This is a genomic window from Myxococcaceae bacterium JPH2 (assembly GCA_016458225.1).
Classification (GTDB): Bacteria; Myxococcota; Myxococcia; order Myxococcales; family Myxococcaceae; genus Citreicoccus.
In genome coordinates this window covers 1-18,739 of record JAEMGR010000033.1, presented here as the reverse complement: position 1 = coordinate 18,739, position 18,739 = coordinate 1, and the positions used below count along the sequence as shown (strand labels likewise).

General features: G+C 71.2%; 6 protein-coding genes. 2 read left to right on the top strand and 4 right to left on the bottom strand.

What is annotated here, in order from left to right; all coding sequences use genetic code 11:
* Window positions 1-4 precede the first annotated feature (4 nt).
* From JGU66_31310 to JGU66_31300, 3 genes are read right to left on the bottom strand one after another with little or no spacing between them, the layout of a single operon-like run.
* Window positions 5-8,911 carry an amino acid adenylation domain-containing protein gene (locus JGU66_31310; GenBank protein MBJ6765276.1) on the bottom strand — a complete coding sequence of 2,969 codons (8,907 nt, stop codon included), beginning with the start codon at window positions 8,909-8,911 and terminating at the stop codon, window positions 5-7.
* On the bottom strand, window positions 8,908-13,281 hold the full coding sequence (locus tag JGU66_31305) for an SDR family NAD(P)-dependent oxidoreductase (GenBank protein MBJ6765275.1): 4,374 nt from the start codon (window positions 13,279-13,281) through the stop codon (window positions 8,908-8,910). Before JGU66_31305 ends, JGU66_31310 begins: the two co-directional genes overlap by 4 nt.
* Window positions 13,281-15,485 carry a polyketide synthase gene (locus tag JGU66_31300; GenBank protein MBJ6765274.1) on the bottom strand — a complete coding sequence of 735 codons (2,205 nt, stop codon included), beginning with the start codon at window positions 15,483-15,485 and terminating at the stop codon, window positions 13,281-13,283. The genes JGU66_31305 and JGU66_31300 overlap by 1 nt, the downstream gene beginning before the upstream one ends.
* Before the next feature lie 141 nt (window positions 15,486-15,626).
* Between JGU66_31300 and JGU66_31295 the strand changes: the two genes are divergently transcribed.
* Window positions 15,627-16,760 (top strand): acyl-CoA dehydrogenase family protein, encoded by a 1,134-nt coding sequence (locus tag JGU66_31295; protein MBJ6765273.1) that lies wholly within the window; start codon window positions 15,627-15,629, stop codon window positions 16,758-16,760.
* Entirely contained in the window at window positions 16,757-18,256 is a 1,500-nt protein-coding gene (locus JGU66_31290; GenBank protein ID MBJ6765272.1) for an amino acid adenylation domain-containing protein, read from the top strand. Before JGU66_31295 ends, JGU66_31290 begins: the two co-directional genes overlap by 4 nt.
* A gap of 22 nt (window positions 18,257-18,278) precedes the next feature.
* Here the strand turns inward: JGU66_31290 and JGU66_31285 are convergent.
* Window positions 18,279-18,739 (bottom strand): Crp/Fnr family transcriptional regulator (locus JGU66_31285; GenBank protein ID MBJ6765271.1); only part of this gene is annotated, 461 nt, incomplete at its 5' end.

Below are 18,739 nucleotides of genomic sequence, written 5' to 3'. Positions count from 1 at the left end.
GGGCCTAGTTCATCTTCGAGAGCTGCTCGGAGAGCAGGTTCGCGAGGTTCGCTTCGGTCAGCCCCTCCAGCGCGGGCGCGCTCGCTTCGCGCGCCACGGGCCCGGGCTCCGCTTCCACTTCGAACTCCAGCGGGATGCAGTCCTCCGCGAGCCGCGCCGCGAGCTTCTCCGTCGTCGGGTAGTTGAAGACGAGGGTGGCAGGCAGCGTGACGCCGAAGCCCGCTTGGAGCCGGTTCTTGAGCTGCAACGCGGCCAACGAGTCGATGCCCATCTCTTGGAATCCTTGCCGTGGGTCGATGGACTCGCCCGAGCCCAGGCCGCGCATCCAAGCCACCTGCTCGCGCAGGTACTCCATCAAGAGGCGGCGACGCTGGGCGACCGGCGCCCTCGCCAAGGTCTCCACGAACGTCGCGCGCGCGCCCACCTGCCCGCGCGCTCGCTCGCGCAGCGCCTGGTCATACGGTGACGAGCGCCCTCCGCCGAACACCGCCCAGTCGATGGCCGCCACGCCCACCTGCGTGGCGCGCGTGGTGAGCAACAGCTCCAGCGCGCGGAGCCCCTGCCGCGCCGGCAGTGCATCCAGGCCCGGCGTGCGCGCCTGTTCGCTCACGGCCACGCGGGCCCCGGCGTCGCCAGCCCACACGCCCCAGTTGATGCTGAGCCCCGGCAGTCCCTCGGCGCGGCGGTGATGCGCCAGCGCGTCCTCGAAGGCCGTCGCGGCGCAGTGGTTCGTCTGCCCCGCTGAGCCCACCAGCGACGCCACCGACGAGAAGAGGACGAAGTGCTCCAGCGGCAGGTGGGCCGTCAGTCGGTGCAGGTTCCATGCACCACGGACCTTGGGCCGCAGCACCGACTCGAAGCGCGCCCAGCGCTGCTGTCGCAGCACGCCGTCGTCGAGCGCGCCGGCCGAGTGGAACACGCCGCCCAGCGGCGCGAGTTCGCGGGCCACTTCCTCCAGCAATGCCCCCAGCGCCGTCGCGTCCGCGATATCGACCTGCCGCACTTCGACCCGGACGCCTTGCCGACGCAAGCGCTCCAGTCGCTCGGCCGCGCTCGGGGTTGCCTCGGCTCGGCCGGTCAGGACCAAGGTGCGCGCGCCCCGCCGTGCGAGCAGCTCCGCGGTCAGCAGGCCCAGTCGCCCGAGCCCACCCGCGATGAGGTAGCTGCGGTCCGCGCGGAACAGCTCGGAACGCTCGACGCGCGAGGCAAGCAGCGCACGGGCCTCCGTCCTCCGCAGCCGCGCGACGTGACGGACACCGCGGTAGGCCACCTGGTTGTCGGTCGCCTCGCGGCGCGCGCCCAACTCTCGAAGCAGCGCATCGACCTGCGCGTCGAGGTCGGCGCGTGGATCCAGGTCGACGCACCGGCAATCCATCTCGGACGACTCGATGGCGAGCGGGCGCGCCATGCCCCAGAGCGGCGCCTGCGCGAGGCCCGGCACCGCATCTCCGGGCGACACGGACTGCGCGCCCCGTGTGATCAACCACACCGCCTCCGAGTGGCCTCGCTCGATGAGGTAGCGCAGCACGCCCAAGGCGCTTCCGCAGCCTCGCCGCGTGGCATCCTCCAGGCGAGCGTCCATGAGGGAGTCCGTGGTCGCGCCATCGAGGCCCCACAGCACGACGACGTCCGCGAGTCCCGTCGGCAGCTCCGCCTCACGCAGCGCCGCGGGCAGCGCGTCCGGGTCCTCCGGCAGCTCGAAGCGCCGCGCTCCGAGCTTGCGGAACGCCAGTCCGCGCGTCGCCACGAAGCAAGGACGCCCCGCCTCGCTCAAGGTCCGCGCCAGCCGCTCACCCACGCCCGCGTCATCCGCGAGGATGAGGCAAGCCCCCTCCTCCGCTCCTCGCGCCCCCGGCCCCACCTCGCCCAGCGCGGCGGGCTCCCAGACGCGCTCGTAGAGGAGCGGATCCAGCTCCGAACCCGCGGCGAGTCCCAGCGCCTCATGAGTCGTGCGCTGGAGCTCCAACCCCTCCACGCGCGCGCACCGCCGTCCTTCGCTGGTGAAGACGCTGACGTCCGCGCGCAGCCGCTGCCGCCCCTCATCCAGAGGCCGCACCACCGCGTGGCTCCACACACCGGCCTCGAGTCCTCCGGACAACACGAGGCTCTCGATGCGCATGGGCACGTAGACCTCGGACTCCGCCAGCTCGGGATAGGCCCCGCCCACGACCTGAAGGCAGGCATCCAGCAAGGCCGGATGCGCGAGATAGGCGCCCGTACCCCCGAGCGTGGCGGGCTTCTCGATGCGGGCGAGGACCTGCTCGCCCTGCTGGCGCAGCTCGGTGATGCCTCGGAACTCGGGGCCGAAGTCGACGCCGGATTCCAATGCACGCTGGTAGTAGTCCTGGAGCAGCGGCGCGGCGCGCAGCCCCTCCAGCACCGCGTCGAGTCCGGGCTCGCCACGCGTCTCCTCGCTCTCATTCCAGGGAGCAAGCGTCGCGGTGGCATGGAGGAGCCACGCCTCATCCGGGTTCGCGATGGAGCGGCTGAAGATGCGCACCGATGCGCGACCTCCCGCCGCACCGCTCACCGAGACCTGCACGCGGCGCTCGGCATCCGCGGGGAAGGTCATCGCGGCCAGCAGCGCCAGGTCCGACAAGCGCAGCGCGGAGGTTCCGAGCATGCGCGCGCCCGCCGCGAGCGCCATCTCGACGTAGGCGGTGGCCGGCAACGTGGGCGTCCCGAACACGCGGTGCTGTCCGAGGAACGCGTGCGCCGAGGGCCCCAGGGTCGTCTCGAACAGGAGCGCCCCGCCCTCCAGCAGCGCCAGGGGCACTCGCGCTCCGAGCAACGGGTGCTCCTCGCGGGACGTGCTCGCGCCGTTGGGGCGCTGGAGTCCCGCGCCCTCCTCCCAGAAGCGCTGCCGCTGGAACGGATACGTGGGGAGCGTGACCTTGCGGCGCGACGGGCCCGCATCGAGCGCGGCCCAGTCCACGTGCACGCCCCGGACGAACAGTCCCGCGGCGCTCTCCAGGAGCTGCTGCCAACCTCCGTCCTCGGGCTTCAGGCTCGGCAAGAAGGCGCACTCGCCCTCGGGCACGCACCGCGCCGCCATGCCGAGCAGCGTGGCCTTGGGGCCGATCTCCACGAAGACACGCGCGCCGTCCTGGTAGAGGCGTTGCACGCCGTCCGCGAAGCGCACGGGCTCGCGAAGCTGCGCGCACCAGTAGTCAGGGGTCGCGATGGCCTCGGTGATGGGCGCTCCCGTCATGCCCGAGACCATCGGAAGCTTCGGCAGCGAGAAGGTCAGCGTCCGAGCGACCGCGCGGAACTCCTCCAGGATGCGCTCCACCATCACCGAGTGGGCCGCGCGCGGGATGTTCAGGCGCCGGACCTTGAAGCCACGCGCCTCCATCGCCTGCGTCACCGCGGCGAGTTCCTCGGGAGGGCCCGACACCACGACGTTGTCGGGCCCGTTGAGCGCCGCGACACCGATGGCCCAGCCTCCTTGAGCGAGGACCTCACGCACCTGGGCCTCGCTCGCCGACACCGCGAGGTTTCCACCCTCGGGGAGCTGGTGCATCAGCCTGCCGCGGTGCACCGCCAGCTTCAGTCCGTCCTCCACGCTCATCACGCCCGCGAGGCACGCAGCCGCCAGCTCGCCGGTGCTGTGGCCGAGCAGGACATCCGGCATCACGCCCCAGGACATCCACAGCTCGCCCAGCGCGTACTCCAGCGCGAAGAGCGCGGGCTGCGCGTGGTCGAACTGATCGAGGACCGAGTCCTCCCCCGGCGCGGGGTAGAGCACCGACTGGAGCGAGCGTGTCCACGTTCCGCGCAGCAGTGCATCGAACGCATCGAGGCGCTGACGGAAGCCAGGGTGCGTCGCATACAGCTCGCGCGCGACGCCAACGTATTGGGAGCCCTGCCCCGAGAACAGGAACGCGACCTTCGCGGACTGCTTGAGGTCGGGCACGCCACGCACCAGCCCAGGTCGCTCCTCCTGACGCTCCGCCGAGCTGAGCAGCGTGGACAGATGCGCGCGATCCACCCCCACCACCGCGAGCCGATGCTCGAAGGTCGTCCGTCCGGTGTTCGCGGAGAAGCAGAGGTCCGCGAGCACGTCCTCCGTGGAGTCCAGCCGCTCGCGATAGCGCCCCGCGAGCTGACGCAGCGCCGCCTCGCTGCGCGCGGACAGCGTCAGGATGTGCCGCGAGCGCTCGGCCCGAGCCTCCGAGGCCACGGCCGCCACGGGCGCGGGGGCCTCTTCCAGCACCACGTGCGCGTTGGTGCCTCCGATGCCGAACGAGCTGACCCCGGCGCGCAGCGGCCCCTCGGTCGCGGTCCACGGCTGGTTCTGGGCGACGACGTAGAAGGGACCGCTCTGGAAGTCGATGTTCGGGTTGGGCGACTCGAAGTGGAGCGAGCGCGGCAACGTCCGGTGCTGAAGCGACAGCACGACCTTGATCAACCCGGCGATGCCCGCCGCGCTGTCGAGGTGTCCCATGTTGCTCTTCACCGAGCCGAGCCCGCAGGCGCGTGAGCCCGCTTCGCCCGCGAAGGCACGCGTGAGCGCCGCGACCTCGATGGGGTCGCCGATCGCGGTCCCCGTGCCGTGGGCCTCCACGTAGGAGATGGAGCGCGGCTCCACACCGGCCCGCTGATGGGCACGGCGCACGACGTCCGCCTGCCCCTCGACACCGGGCGCCATGAAGCCCACCTTGCGGTGTCCATCGTTGTTGATGGCGGTGCCCTTGATGACCGCGAGGACGGTGTCACCGTGAGCACGCGCGTCGCTGAGGCGCTTGAGCACGACGACGCCCGCGCCACTCCCCGGGAGGGTTCCGTTCGCTCGGGCATCGAACGGCCGGCAGTGGCCATCGCCCGAGAAGATGCTCCCCTCCTCGAACAGGTAGCCGACCGCGTGCGGGACCTTGATGGCCACGCCCCCCGCGAGCGCCACATCGCAGCTCCCGTTGAGCAGCGCGTCGCAGGCCATCGACACGGCGACGAGCGACGTCGAGCACGCCGTCTGCACGTTCACGCTCGGGCCGCGCAGGTCGAGCTTGTAGGACGTCTGCGTGGCCAGGAAGTCCTTGTCCTGCGAGATGAGGTCCTGGAAGAAGTTCAGCGGGCGCGTCAGGTCCGGGTACGGGTAGCGGTAGTGGCTGACGCTCTTGCCCGCGTAGACCCCGACGACAGCGTCTCCCTTTCCGGGGAGCAGGCCCGCGTGCTCCATCGCCTCCCAGGCGCACTCCAGGAAGACGCGCTGCTGCGGATCCAACGCGCGCGCCTCGCGAGGCGTCAGGGAGAAGAAGTCGGCGTCGAAGGTGTCATGCCCCTCCAGCACCGCCGAGGCGCGGACGTAGCGAGGGTCGCGGAACGCCGCCGCGCTCACGCCCGCGGCGCGCAGCTCGTCATCGCTGAACGCGGCAACGGACTCGATGCCGTTCACCAGGTTGTTCCAGAACGCCTCCAGCGAAGGCGCCCCAGGCAACCGGCAGCTCATGCCGACGATGGCGATGTCCCGCTCTCCGGCCGCGGGCACCGACGCGCCGAGGCTCGGAGCTGCGGCGCCCTCCTCCACCCCCGAGGCCCCCAGGTGTCGGGCCAGCGCCCGGACGGTGGGGTTGCCGAAGATCTCCACGACGGGAACCGAGACCCCCAGCGACGCCTTGAGCCGCAAGTGGAGCTGGATGAGGTGCACCGAGTTGGCGCCCAGCTCGAAGAAGTTCCGATCCGGCTGCACGGGAGGCACGCCCAACACTTCGCCCACGGCCTTGGCCAACCCCGCCGTCAGCTCGCGCGCTTCGCCCGAGGCAACCCGCGACACCGGCGCGGGCTCCGAGACACGCAGCGGGCGCGCGACCGCGTCCGGGTGTGGCAGTCCACGCCGGTCCACCTTCCCGTTGCGAGTCAGCGGCAGCTCGTCCAGCACCACGAAGGTCGCCGGCACCATGTGCTCGGGCAGCGAGCGCGCCAGGGACTCGCGGATGCGCCGCGTGTCGACGTCCTTGTGACCCTCCGCTGGGACGACGTAGGCGACGAGGCGCTTCTCGTGGTGCTCTCCCACCGCGCCGACCACGGCCGCGCGCAGGCTCGACTCGCGGTGGAGCGCCGCCTCAATCTCGCCCGGTTCAATCCGCTGCCCACGGATGGAGAGCTGGAAGTCGACGCGGCCGAGGAACTCGATGGTCCCATCGGGCAGATACCGTCCCAGGTCGCCCGTGCGGTAGATGCGCTCACCGGTGCGCGGGTGGAGGGTGAACTTCGCGGACCCAGCGCCCGCGCCCACGTAGCCGAGCGCCACGCCGATGCCCGCGCAGCACAGCTCACCTGGAACCCAGAGCGGTCGCTCCGCCAACCGCTCGTCCATCACGTAGTACCGCGTGTTCGCGATGGGCTTGCCGTAGGGGATGCTGCGGCGGCGCTCGTCCGCCTCCTCCACCGGGTGGGTGATGTTCCACAGCGACGTCTCCGTGGGCCCGCCCACGCTGACGAGCTTCACGCCGCCGAACCGAGCCCGCAGTCGCGCGGGCAACGTCACGGGGATCCAATCCCCGCCCAGCATCACCAGCCGCAGCGGGCACCCGAGGCGAACGTTGCCGCCCTCCAGGTACGTCAGCAGCATCTCCATCATCGCGGGCACGGTGCTCCACACCGTGACGCCATGACGGGCCATCAGCTCGACCCAGTGCGCGGGATCTCTGCGTCGGGCCGCATCCGGCAGCACGATGAGGCCACCCGCGCTCAAGGTGCCGAAGACGTCATAGACGGAGAAGTCGTGGTGGAGCGCGCTCAGGGCGATGAGCCGATCATCCGGTCCCACGCCGAAGCGGCGATGGGTCCACTCGATGGCGTTGACCATCCCCGCGTGCGTGAGCATCGCGCCGTTGGGCTGCCCCGTGGAGCCCGACGTGTAGAGGATGTGCGCGAGGTCCTCGGGACGCTGGAGGGTCGCCAGCGGCGTGTCGCGGTGCGCGGAGAACGCGTCGGGCGTGAGCGCCAGGACCTGCAAGCCCTCGGGCCACTCCCGCGAGGCGAAGCGAGGCTGGGTCACCACCAGCTCGGCGCCGCCATTGCGGATCATGTACGCGCGCCGCTCCGGCGGCAGCCCCGCGTCAATGGGCAGGTACGCGGCGCCCGAGCTGAGGATGCCGAGCACCGCGACGATCTGCTCCCAGCCCTTCTCCATCACCACCGCGACGACGCGGTTGGGCGTCGCGCCCCGCTCGCGCAGCTCCCGCCCGAGTCGGCTGGCGCGCCGGCTCAGCTCGCCATAGGTAAGCGTTCCCTCGGAGGTCGCCAGCGCGGGCGCGTTGGGCCTCTCGGCGGCGTTGCGGAAGAACCCCGTGTGCAAGAGCGCCCCGCTCAAGGGGAGCGCGTTGTCGTTGACGCGGGCCAGCACCTCGCGCTGCCGCCAGGGGATGACCTCCAGGTCCTTGCGCGACCACGCCGCGTCGTCCTCCGCGAGCTGGTGCAGGAGCGCGCGGAAGGCATTGAACATGTCCTCCAACATCCCGGGCGGGAACAGCTCCTCGGCCACGTCCCAGTTCAGGAAGACACCGCCGCGCTGGTAGACGATCTGCAGGTCGATCCACACCTGCGGCGTCTGCGTCAGCGCCTCGACGAGCCCTCCGAAGGACTCGGCCAGGAAGTCCACCCAGTGCGAGTCCCGGCTCTTGGAGTGGGACGCGAAGCTCGTCATCACCACGGGCATGAGCGCGCCGGAGATGCGGCCCTGGGCCCGGAACAGCTCGCGCAGCAGCTCCACGCCGCTGACCTCGCGGTGCTCCAGCGCGAGCAGCAGCTCATCTCGGATGGCGTGGGCGCGCTCGGTGAACGTGCGCTCCGGGCGGTGGTCCACCTCCACGAGCGTGAAGCTGGCGAAGGTCCCGATGATGTCGTTGACCTGCGGATGGATGGACAGGCGGTTGAAGTGCGGGACGTTGAGGGTGAAGCGCGGGCTGCGGCTCCAGTGCGCGATGACCTCCGCGTAGGCCGCCAGCAGCAGCTCCGGCTCCGTCAGTCGACGCGCTCGGGCCCGCTGCTTGAGCTGCTGCCACTCCTCCGCCTCCACGCGCGCGAACCAGCGACGGAAGCGCGGGCGCCGCAGCGTGCGCGGCTCCTTCTCCATCGGCAGGTCGGGCGCGGGAGGGAGCCGGGCCAGCCGCTCGCGCCAGTACGCCAGCGAGCGGGCATGGCGGGCCCCGCGCGCGCCATTCACGGCGAGCGAGTAGTCGCGGTACGACAGCGCGAGGGGCGGCAGCGTGAGGACCGCCTCGGGGTGTTGATAGAAGTGCACCAGCTCGCGGTAGAGAATCTGGAAGCTGTACCCATCGATGAACGTGCCATCGATGCTCATGAACAGCCGTGCGCGGTCATCGTCGAGCAGGCAGACCCGCAGCTCGAACAACGGCCACGTGTCCAGCGAGTGCACCTGCTGAGACAGACGCTCGCGGATGGCGGCGAGGCGCGCCTCGGTCTCCTCGGCGCCGCGCCCGCGCAAGTCCTCGACCGGGAGCGCGTAGCGAGGAACGCTGGGGAGGATGCGCTGCTGGAAGCCGGGCACCTCCACCGCGCGCAGCATCTCGTGGCGCGCCACGACCTGGTTCCACGCCTCCTCGAACCGCGCCACGTCCAGCGCCTGGCAGTCCAGCTCGTTGTACGCGTGCATGGACGCGTTCAGCTCCAGCTCGGACTGACGGCCCACGCTGTAGGCCTGCTGCAGCTCGGTCATCGGGAACGGCTCGTGCCGCTCCTCGGGACGCGCCACCACCTCGGGTGGGGCCTCGGGCGCGCGGCCCTGGCGGGACAGCAGGGCCAGCAGCTCCGCCTTGTTCGCCACGAGCTGCTCGCGCAGCGCGGCGGGAATCTCGCCAGAGGGCGCGTCGACCGCGAGCCGCTCACCCTCCACGGCCAGGGTGATGCCGTGCGCCGCCAGCGCCTGAAGGAGCGCGTCCAGAGTCATAGCAGCACCCGCTTGGTATCCGTGCGCTCCGAGGCCCCCGCGGTCAGCACCCGCGCCACCGCGAGCCGCTCCAGCAGCTCCGCCACCACCTGCGCGATGGAGTGCTCATCCACGAAGCTCTTGAGCGGCAGCCCCACGTCCAGCTCGGCGAGCACCAGGTCCCGCAGCTCCAGGGCCATGATGGAGTCGAACCCCAGCGCCTCGAACGAGTCGGTGGACGACAGCCGCTCGGGGGCCACGCGGCTGACCTCCGCGATCATCTCCTTGAGCCGGGCCTCCAGCGCGCGGGCGCGGGCGTCTGGCTCCAGCGCCAGCAGCACCTCGCGCAGCTTGCGCGGAGTCCCCGTCGCGGCGCCTTGCTCCGCCGTGGGCAGCAGCTCGCGGAACAGCGCGCTGCCCGCGATGGCGGGATGGGCGTGCGCCCAGCGCTTCGGGTCGAAGCGCGCGATGCCGCGGTTGACCGGAGCGTCCGCGAGCGTGACGGCCATCACGCCCAGCGCCTCGTCCACGGACATCGGCGACATGCCTCGCTCGGCGAGTCGCTCGCCGCGCCGTGCGTCCGTGGCGGCCATGCCGACCTCGCCCCAGCTTCCCCACTGGAGGCTGACCGCCGGCAGCCCCCGCGCGCGGCGGAAGCGGGCCAGGGCATCGAGGAAGGCGTTGGCGGCGGCGTAGTTGCCCTGTCCGGGCGAGCCCACCAACCCCGCCGTCGAGGAGAAGAGGACGAACTGCTCCACGGTGGCGTCCGTGACGAGCGTGTGGAGGTTCCACGCGCCATCCACCTTGGGCCCCATCACCGTGTCGAAGGCAGCGGGCTCCAGTTGCAGGAACGACGCGTCCGCGAGCACGCCCGCGCAATGGAAGACGCCCCCCAACGGAGGACCTCCGCGCCGAAGCGCGTCGAGCCCCTCCGCCACGGCGTCGCGCTGGCCCACGTCCACCCGGCGCGTCTCCACGCGAGCCCCCGTCGCGCGCAGCGATGCCAGCACCTCGCGAGCCTGCGCGCTCTCGCCTGAGCGGCCCCACAGCGACACGTGACGCGCGCCCTGCGCGACCAACCACTGGGCCAGCCGCAGGCCAATGCCACCCAGGCCCCCCGTGACGACGTAGGTCCGATCCGCGCGCGGACGGAACGCGCCCGTGGCGCCCACGGCGCGCTGTCCCGGAATGAGCGCGGAGACGAATCGCTGCCCCCCGCGAAGCTTCACTTCGTCGTCGTCACTCGCCGCTGGAATCGCCAGCTCCCCGGGGAGCGCGCGCAACGCCTCCATGCCGGGTCGCGCATCCAGGTCCACCCGCTTGCACCGCAGCTCGGAGTGCTCGTGCGCGAGCACACGGGCCAGCCCCCAGAGCGACGCGCCCGCGAGCGACAGCGGCCCCGTCGCGCCGTCCTCCTCCTGTGCGCCTCGGGTGACGAGCACCAGCCGGGGAGCGCCCGGCAGCGCGGTGCGCGCCATCGCCTGGACCAGGAAAGTGAACGCCACGGCCTGACGCCGCGCCGCCGCGCCCCGGGGTGCGGACTCTTCCAGTGGGTCCTGACTCGCCAGGAAGAGCACGCCACGCAGTGGCTCGCCCGAGGCCACCACCTCATCCAGCATTCGCGCGAAGGAAGCGCCCTGACCGAAGTCGACCCGGTGCTCGCCCGGCGTCGCACGCGCGGAGGTGGGCCCGGCGCACGCCACCACCAGCTCGCCGTGCTCCGTCCCCCAGGCCTCGCGAAGCGGACGCGCCGCCTCCAGGTTCTCCGTCACGGCGAGCCAGCGCCCGCCCCGCTTCGTCGACTCAGGAGCAACCTCCCGAGGACGCCACACCAGGTCCCAGAGCAGCCCCTCCCAACGCGCGGACACGTCTGGAGTCGGAGACGACACGACGCGCGGCGCCTCGCGCTGGCCATCCCACCAGTAACGCTCGCGCTGCCAGGGATACGTCGGAGCCGAGACCTTGCGCGCCTCGGGGAACAGGTAGTCGAAGCGCAAGGTGAGCCCCGCGCAGTACACGCGCGCGGCCCGAGTCAGCACGCCCTGGAGCACCTCGCCGCCGTCTCGCGGATCCCCCTTGAGGACGAGCACCTCGCGACCGCGTCGCCGCGCGGAGGCGTCCAGCGCGTCCGCGAGCGCTTCACCACACGCCACCTCCAGGAAGACGGAGGCGAAGTCACGCGCCACCAGATGCTCGGCCACCAGGTCCCAATCCGGCGACTCGGAGGCCACCGCCTCGCGCACCCACCTGCCCGAGGGCGGCATGGCGCCTTCGGAGAGCCACGACTCCTCCGCGAAGGAGAAGAAGTGGCAGCGCGCGGTGCGAGCCAGGAGGGGCTCGGGGTCCGGCAGGCGCAGCGCCAGACGGATCGCTTCTTCTTCCGTGAGCAACCCAGCGACGACCGCCGCGGCGATTCCGCCCGCGCCATGCCCCGCGACGGCCAGCGGTTCGACGCCGCACGCGCGCCACCACGCGACCAGCGCGAGCTGGCACGCCAGCAGGACACCCGTGCCTCGCGCTCGGACATCCGCGGCCTGGGGCCCGCGACTTCCGCGCGCCAGGTGCTCGGAGACCGACCAGCCCGCCACCCGGCGGAACGCGGCGTCCAGCCCCTCGAGCTGCCGCATCGAGGAAGGGTCCCGAGCAAGCAGCTCCCGCACGAGCCCATCCACCTGCTCGACGTCATCGCCGAAGATGAACGTCACGCCCTTCGGTGGCGCGCCCGTGAGCGAACCTCGGTGGATGCCCGCGCCGCCGCGCCCCTCGGCCGCGCTGCGCAATAGGGCCCGCAGGGCCTCGGGCGTCTGCGCCACGAGCGCCATGCGATGCTCGTGATGCGAGCGCCCCGCGCCGGCGGTGAAGCACGCGTCACGAAGGTTCGCGTCCGGCACCTCGGTGAGCTGGCGCAGCCACGTGCCCGCCAGCTCGCGAAGCCCCGCCTCGCTCCGCGCCGACAAGGGCAGGAGGTAGGGCCCCGCATCGAGGTGCGCCGAGGGTGCCTCGCGATAGGACTCGACGATGGCGTGCGCGTTCATGCCGCTCATGCCAAAGGAACTGACGGCGACGCGGTGCGCGCGGCCCTGAGGCGCAAGCGGCGTGTGCTCGCGGACGACGGCCAGCCCCGAGCCCTCCCAGGAGAACTCCGGCGTCGGGTGCTCGAAGTGGAGCGACGGAGGAATCGTCCCGGACTGGAGGATGCACACCGCCTTGATGAGCCCGGCGATCCCCGCCGCGGCCTCCGTGTGTCCGATGTTCGGCTTGAGCGACCCCATCCACAGCGGGTGCTCGGGAGCGCGCCCGGCCCCGTACACCCGCGCCACGCCCTCCAACTCGATGGGGTCACCCAGCCGCGTGCCCGTACCGTGGGCCTCCAGGTAGTCCACCTGGCCGGGCTCGATGCCGGCGCGCTGGAGCGCGAGGCGATAGAGCGACTCCTGGGCGCGGACGTTCGGGACCGTGAGGCCCCCGCTCGCGCCATCGTGGTTCATCGCCGTCGCGCGCAGCGTGGCGAGCACTCGGTCCCCATCGCGCACGGCGTCCCGGAGGCGCTTGAGGATGACGACCCCGCAGCCCTCGCCCTGCACCATGCCGTCCGCCGCGGCGTCGAAGGCGCGGCACCGCTGCGAGGGAGACAGCGCGCCCGCCTTGGTGAGGAACACGCTGAGGTGCGGGGCCAGCAGCAGCTTCACGCCCCCCGCGATGGCGACCGTCGACTCCCCCGCATGCAGGCTCTGACACGCCAGGTGCACGGCGACGAGCGACGACGAGCACGCGGTGTCCACCGCCAGGCTCGGGCCCTCGAGCCCGAGCAGATACGACAGGCGACCCGGGACGTAGCTGGCATCCACTCCGGACGAGTAGTGCGCGCCGACCTTCTCCAACCCGCCCTCCGCGATGAGGGCGTAGTCCCGAGCGTGGACGCCCGCGAACACGCCGGTTCGCGTTCCTCGCAGCGCGTGCGGCGGCAGCCCCGCGTCCTCCAGCGCCTCCCAGCACACCTCCAGGAAGAAGCGCTGCTGCGGATCCATCCCCTCCGCCTCGCGCCGCGAGATGCGGAAGAACTCCGCGTCGAAGCGCTCCACCCCGTCCACGAAGGCCGCCCGGCGCAGCGTGGACTTGCCGGGAGCCGCGGGGTCCGGATCATGAATGCCCTGCAGCGAGCGGCGCTCCGCCGGGACCTCCACCACCGACTCGCGCCCGCCCCACAGCAGCTCGCGGAAGCGCGCCGTCCCCGAGGCCCCGCCCGGGAAGCGACACCCCATGCCGATGATGGCGATGGCGTCCTCGCTCCCCGAGGTGACCGCGACCAGCTTGCGCTGGAGCTTCTCGATGGTGAGCAGGGCCTGCTGGAGGGGAGTCAGCTCCGAGCCCACGCCGTCCTTGCGATTCATCATCCGACCTCGATGGTGAGTTCCGCCAGCTTCCGGGCAATCAGTTCGCGCGCCTGCTCCTCGGACAGCCCCGCGATGCGCTCCACCAGCGCCCACTCCTCGCCGTGGGAGCCCTCGGGAACAGCCGCCGGCGTGTCATCCATCAGCGCGCGCAGGCGCGACGCCAACGCGTCCAACCGGGGGTGCTCGAAGAGGACCGTCGCCGACATCGCGATGCCCAGCGCCCCGGTGATGCGCGCCTTGAGCTGCGCGACGCCCAGGGAGTTGAGCCCCAGCTCGAAGAAGGTCCGCGCGCGCGTGTCCAGCGACGCCACCTCCAGCTCCAGCACCTCCGCGAGCTGCGCGCGCAGGAAGTCCGCGAGCCGGGCCTCACGCTCCGCGGGAGTGCCCGCGCGGTAGTCCGTGGCACCCGGGCGCTCGGGCACGGGCGCCGCGGCGGGCACGGGGGCGCGGACCGAGCCGGGCGCACGAGACACCTCCTCGGGCGTCAGCCATTCCGGCCACAAACGCTGTCTCTGAAAGGGATGAATTGGAAGACTCACGCAGGCCCCACCACCCACGAGAAAGACTTCTCGCGAAACATATCCCGAGTCAACAAAGGTCTCTGACGCCTCAACCAGTGAGGTTGGTTGGCCTTGCTCCACCCAACGCGTCTGCGCGGGATTGAGTAGGAAATCCTCGAGCCGCGACACCAATCCCGCACGGCTGCTCCCCACCATCGCCACGCGGTGGCGGTGGTGCTGGCGTTTCAGGGCCGCGGTAAAACAAACATCCACGAGCCGCGCCTCGGCCTCGTCCGTCTCCACGAGGAAGTCACGAAGCTGTCGCGCACGCGCGATCAACCCCTCGGGCGACTGCGCCGAGAACACCAGCAGGTGGGCCTCGACGGAAGCATCGGGAGACGTCTGGGGTGGGCGCGCGGGGGCCTCCTCCAGCACGAGAAAGGCATTGGCGCCGCCCAAGGAGGTGGACACGACACCCGCGCGTCGCGGCTCACCCAGCGCCGGGACAGGCCAGGCCTCGCGTCCTGTCTGGATGCTCAGGCCCAGCTCCTCGAAGGGGATGAGCGGGTTGGGCGCGTCCACATGGATGGTGGGCGGCAGCGTCCGGTGCCAGAGCGACAGGCAGACCTTGATGAGCTGGGCGATGCCCGCCGCCGCGCCCAGGTAGCCCAGGTTGTTGCTCACCGCGCCCAGCCGGCACGGTGCCGCGCGCTGGCCACCCAGCACCTGGCCGATGGCGAGCGCCTCGGCCGCGTCCCCCTTGAGGAAGGACGAGCCGTGCAGCTCCACATAGTCGAGGCTGGCGGGCGCCACCCCGCCCCGCTCACAGGCCTGCCGGATGACGTCAGCCTGCGCCTCCACGCTCGGGGCCATCAACCACTCGTTGCGGCCGTTGTGGTTCACCGCGCCGCCGCGGATGACCGCGTAGACGCGCTCCCCCGGCGCCACCTGGGACAGGCGCTTGAGGACGATCATCCCCGCGCCCTCGCCGCGCACGTAGCCGTCCGCGCCCGCATCCAACGTCCGGCACTGTCCAGTGGAAGACAACACACCGGCCTGCGACAGCATGATGCTGCTGTCGGGCGAGAGCATCAGCTCCACCCCGCCCGCGAGCGCCAGCTCCACCTCGCCCAGGAGCAGGCTGCGGCAGGCCTCGTGCACCGCCACGGTGGACGAGGCGCACCCCACGCTCGAGCAGGTGCTCGGCCCTCGCAGGTCGAACGCGTAGGAGATGCGGTTGGCGGCGAAGGCGGGCGTGGTGCCCAACAAGGAGTAGCCATCCAGCGCCGCCCAGTCGCGGGCCAGCATCCGCTGGAAGTCGTTGAAGTTGCTGCCGACGAAGACGCCCGTCCGACTGCCGCGCAGGCCCTCCAGCGGCAGGCCCGCGTCCTCCAGGGCGTGCCACGCGCACTCGAAGAGGATCCGATGCTGCGGGTCCATCTGCCGCAGCTCACGCTTGGAGAGCCGAAAGGCATTGGCATCCACGGCGTCCACGTCTGACACCAGCCCCGCGCGCCGCCCGCGGATCCGACCCGCGGCGTCTGAATTCATGGCTTGAAACAGACCAACGCCCCAGCGCTCTGGCGGGATATCACCAGTCACATCCAACCCGTCACATAGGTTGTTCCAGAGAGTCCGAGGAGAATCCGCCCCAGGAAGTCGGAATCCCATCCCGACCACCGCAATTGACTCACACCGCATGGGTGTGGACTTCTAATGCATCATCATTTATCACGTCAAGGATTCACTGTTTTTCCGGCCTTGGCGCTGAAAAATAACCGCATATCTCTCCTGCAAGATAATTGCTGACTGGCCAACAATCCACAGACAGGTCGGATGCGCATGGACTTCGATTGGACGCGCGAGCAGACGGATCTCTATGAGCGTGCCCTCGCCTTCGCGAAGGCGAGGCTGACGGATCCGCGGTCGGGACCGGGGCTCTTCCTGGAGCAGTGGCGCCACTGCGGAGCGTTCGGCTTCCTGGGGCTGCCCATCCCCGAGCGCTATGGAGGACTGGGACTGGATGCGCTGACGACGGCGCGGCTGATGGAGGCCCTGGGGCGCGGCTGCACCGATACAGGGCTCGTGTTCTCCGTGGGGGCGCACTTGTTCGCGTGCGTATTACCCATCCTCGAAGGTGGTAACGACATACAAAAGGCACGCTACCTGCCGCGTCTGTGTTCTGGGGAATGGGTGGGCGCCAATGCCATCTCCGAGCCCGAGGCGGGCTCGGATGTCTTCGCGCTCCAGACGCGCGCGCGGCGCACGGACTCGGGCTACGTGCTGGATGGCACGAAGAGCTACGTCACCAATGGCCCCGTCGCGGACGTGTTCCTCGTCTATGCCGTCACGGCCCCATCCCACGGGTACATGGGCCTGAGCGCCTTCCTCGTGGACAAGGGCACGCCGGGCCTCACCGTGGGCAAGCCGTTCCAGAAGATGGGCCTGTCCACCTCGCCCATCGCGCCCATCTACCTGGAGGATTGCCAGGTCCCCGAGGCGGCGCGACTCGGCGCGGAGGGTCAGGGCGCGCCCCTCTTCAAGCGCTCCATGCAGTGGGAGCGCGCGTGCCTGTTCGGCGGCTACGTCGGGCTCATGGAGCGCGTGCTCGAACAGACGGTGGACTTCGCGCGCGAGCGCAAGCAGTTCAAGCGCGCCATCGGCAAGAACCAAGCCATTTCGCACCGCCTCGCGGACATGAAGCAGCGCCTGGAGGCCTCGCGCCTGCTGCTGTACCGCGCGTGCTGGCGCATGGACCGGGGCGAGGACGCGGCGATGGAGGTGTCGCTGGCGAAGCTGGCCATCAGCGAGGCGGCGGTGCAGTGCGGCCTGGATGCCATCCAGATCCACGGCGGCATGGGTTACGTGTCCGAGACGGGGATCGAACGGGTGCTGCGAGACACCATTCCCAGCACGCTGTTCTCCGGCACGTCGGAAATCCAGCGGGACATCATCGCGAGCAACCTGGGCCTATGAGACTCGACGACATCGTGCGCCGCTCGGCCGCGCGGTTCCCCACGTCCGTCGCGGTGAAGGGTCCGGACGAGACGCTCACCTATGGCCAGCTCGACGCGCTCGCCAACCGCGTGGCCCGAGCCCTCCTCGAGCTGGGCGTCCAGCGGGGCGACCGGGTGGGCCTCTGGACGGAGAAGTCCGCGCGCGCGGTGGCGGCCATGCAGGGCATCGCGAGGCTCGGTGCGGCGTATGTGCCGTTGGATCCGCACAGCCCCGCCTCGCGGACCCTGCGCATCGTGGAGGACTGCGGCATCCAGGTGGTGGTGACGTCCGCCTCGCGCGCGGGCGACTTGAGCGTCGAGGGCCGCGCGCCCCCGCGCCTGCTCCTCGTGGATGACACCGGGCCGGGGTTCGCGTGGGGACAGCTCTCCGCCCGCTCCGCGGAGCCGGTGCCACCTCACGGGCTCGAGGAGGACGCGCTCGCGTACATCCTCTACACGTCGGGCTCCACGGGCACGCCCAAGGGCGTGTGCATCAGCCACCGCAACGCGCTGGCCTTCATCGAGTGGTGCCACGCGCTTCTCGGGACGACGCCCGAGGATCGCTTCAGCAACCACGCGCCCTTCTACTTCGACCTGTCCGTCCTGGACCTCTACGCGGCGTTCCTCGGCGGCGCCTCGGTGACGCTCATCCCCGAGGCGCTCGCCTTCGCGCCCCGGAAGCTGGTGGAGTTCGTCCAGAGCGAGCGCTTCACCGTCTGGTACTCGGTGCCCTCGGCCCTCATCTTGATGATGCGCGAGGGCGGCTTGCTGGAGCACGCGGACCTGCCCTTCCGCGCGGTCCTCTTCGCGGGAGAACCCTTCCCCATCAAGCACTTGCGCCCGCTGAGAGAGCACCTGCCACAAGCACGGTGCTTCAACCTCTACGGTCCCACCGAGACGAACGTGTGCACGTTCCACGAGGTGAAGGACATCGCCCCCGAGCGCACCGAGCCCGTCCCCATCGGCCTCGCGAGCTGCGGCGACCGGGTGTGGCTGGCGCGCGCCGAGGGCGAGGAGCTGGGCGAGCTGATGGTGGAGGGGCCCACGGTGATGCGGGGCTACTGGGGCCACCCACCGCAGGGAGACCGTCCCTACGCCACGGGAGACCTGTGCCGCGAGCTCCCGGACGGCGCCTTCGAGTACGTCGGCCGGCGCGACAGCATGCTCAAGGTGCGCGGCCGGCGCATCGAGCCCGGAGAGATTGAAGCGGCGCTCCTCACCCACCCGGACGTCCAGGCGGTGGGCGTGGTCGCGCGCGGCAGCGGACTGGAGGCGCGGCTCGTCGCGTGCGTGGTGAGCCCCAGCCCGCGACCTCCGTCCCTGCTCCAGCTCAAGAAGCACTGCGCGGAGCGCCTGCCCCGCTACATGATTGTCGACGAGGTGCGCGTGCTGTCGGAGCTGCCGCGCACGCAGAACGGCAAGCTGGACCGCCGCGCGTTGACGGAGCGCGTGCAGCGGCCGAGCGCGGAGGACTGACCGCGCTCGGCCCGAGGACAACTCAGCTTCCCAGCGACACGTTCTCCAGGACCCCGAGCGCGTCGGGGACCAGGAGGGCCGCGGAGAAGTACGTGCTGACCAGGTAGGACGTGATGGCCTTCTCGCTCACGTCCATCCGGCGCACGGAGAGGCCGGGCTCCACCTCGTCCGGCAGGCCCGTGTGGTGCAGGCCGATGACGCCCTGATCCGCCTCGCCGGTGCGCAGCACGAGGATGGACGTGGTGCGCTCCTCGGTGATGGGCAGCTTGTCGCACGGCAGGATGGGAACGCCCCGCCACGCCATGACCTTGCGGCCCTGCACCTCCACCTCGATGGGATAGATGCCCCGTCGGGTGCACTCGCGGCCGAACGCGGCGATGGCGCGCGGGTGGGCCAGGAAGAAGCGCGACTTCCTGCGCCGGCAGAGCAGCTCGTCGAAGTCGTCCGGCGTGGGCGGGCCCGAGCGCGTGTGGAGCCGCTGCT

Bases quoted from the DNA above. Each gene is read 5' to 3' on its own strand.
- JGU66_31310 (MBJ6765276.1), bottom strand. From the start codon at position 8,911: ATGACTCTGGACGCGCTCCTTCAGGCGCTGGCGGCGCACGGCATCACC.
- JGU66_31305 (MBJ6765275.1), bottom strand. From the start codon at position 13,281: ATGAATCGCAAGGACGGCGTGGGCTCGGAGCTGACTCCCCTCCAGCAG.
- JGU66_31300 (MBJ6765274.1), bottom strand. From the start codon at position 15,485: ATGCGGTGTGAGTCAATTGCGGTGGTCGGGATGGGATTCCGACTTCCT.
- JGU66_31295 (MBJ6765273.1), top strand. From the start codon at position 15,627: ATGGACTTCGATTGGACGCGCGAGCAGACGGATCTCTATGAGCGTGCC.
- JGU66_31290 (MBJ6765272.1), top strand. From the start codon at position 16,757: ATGAGACTCGACGACATCGTGCGCCGCTCGGCCGCGCGGTTCCCCACG.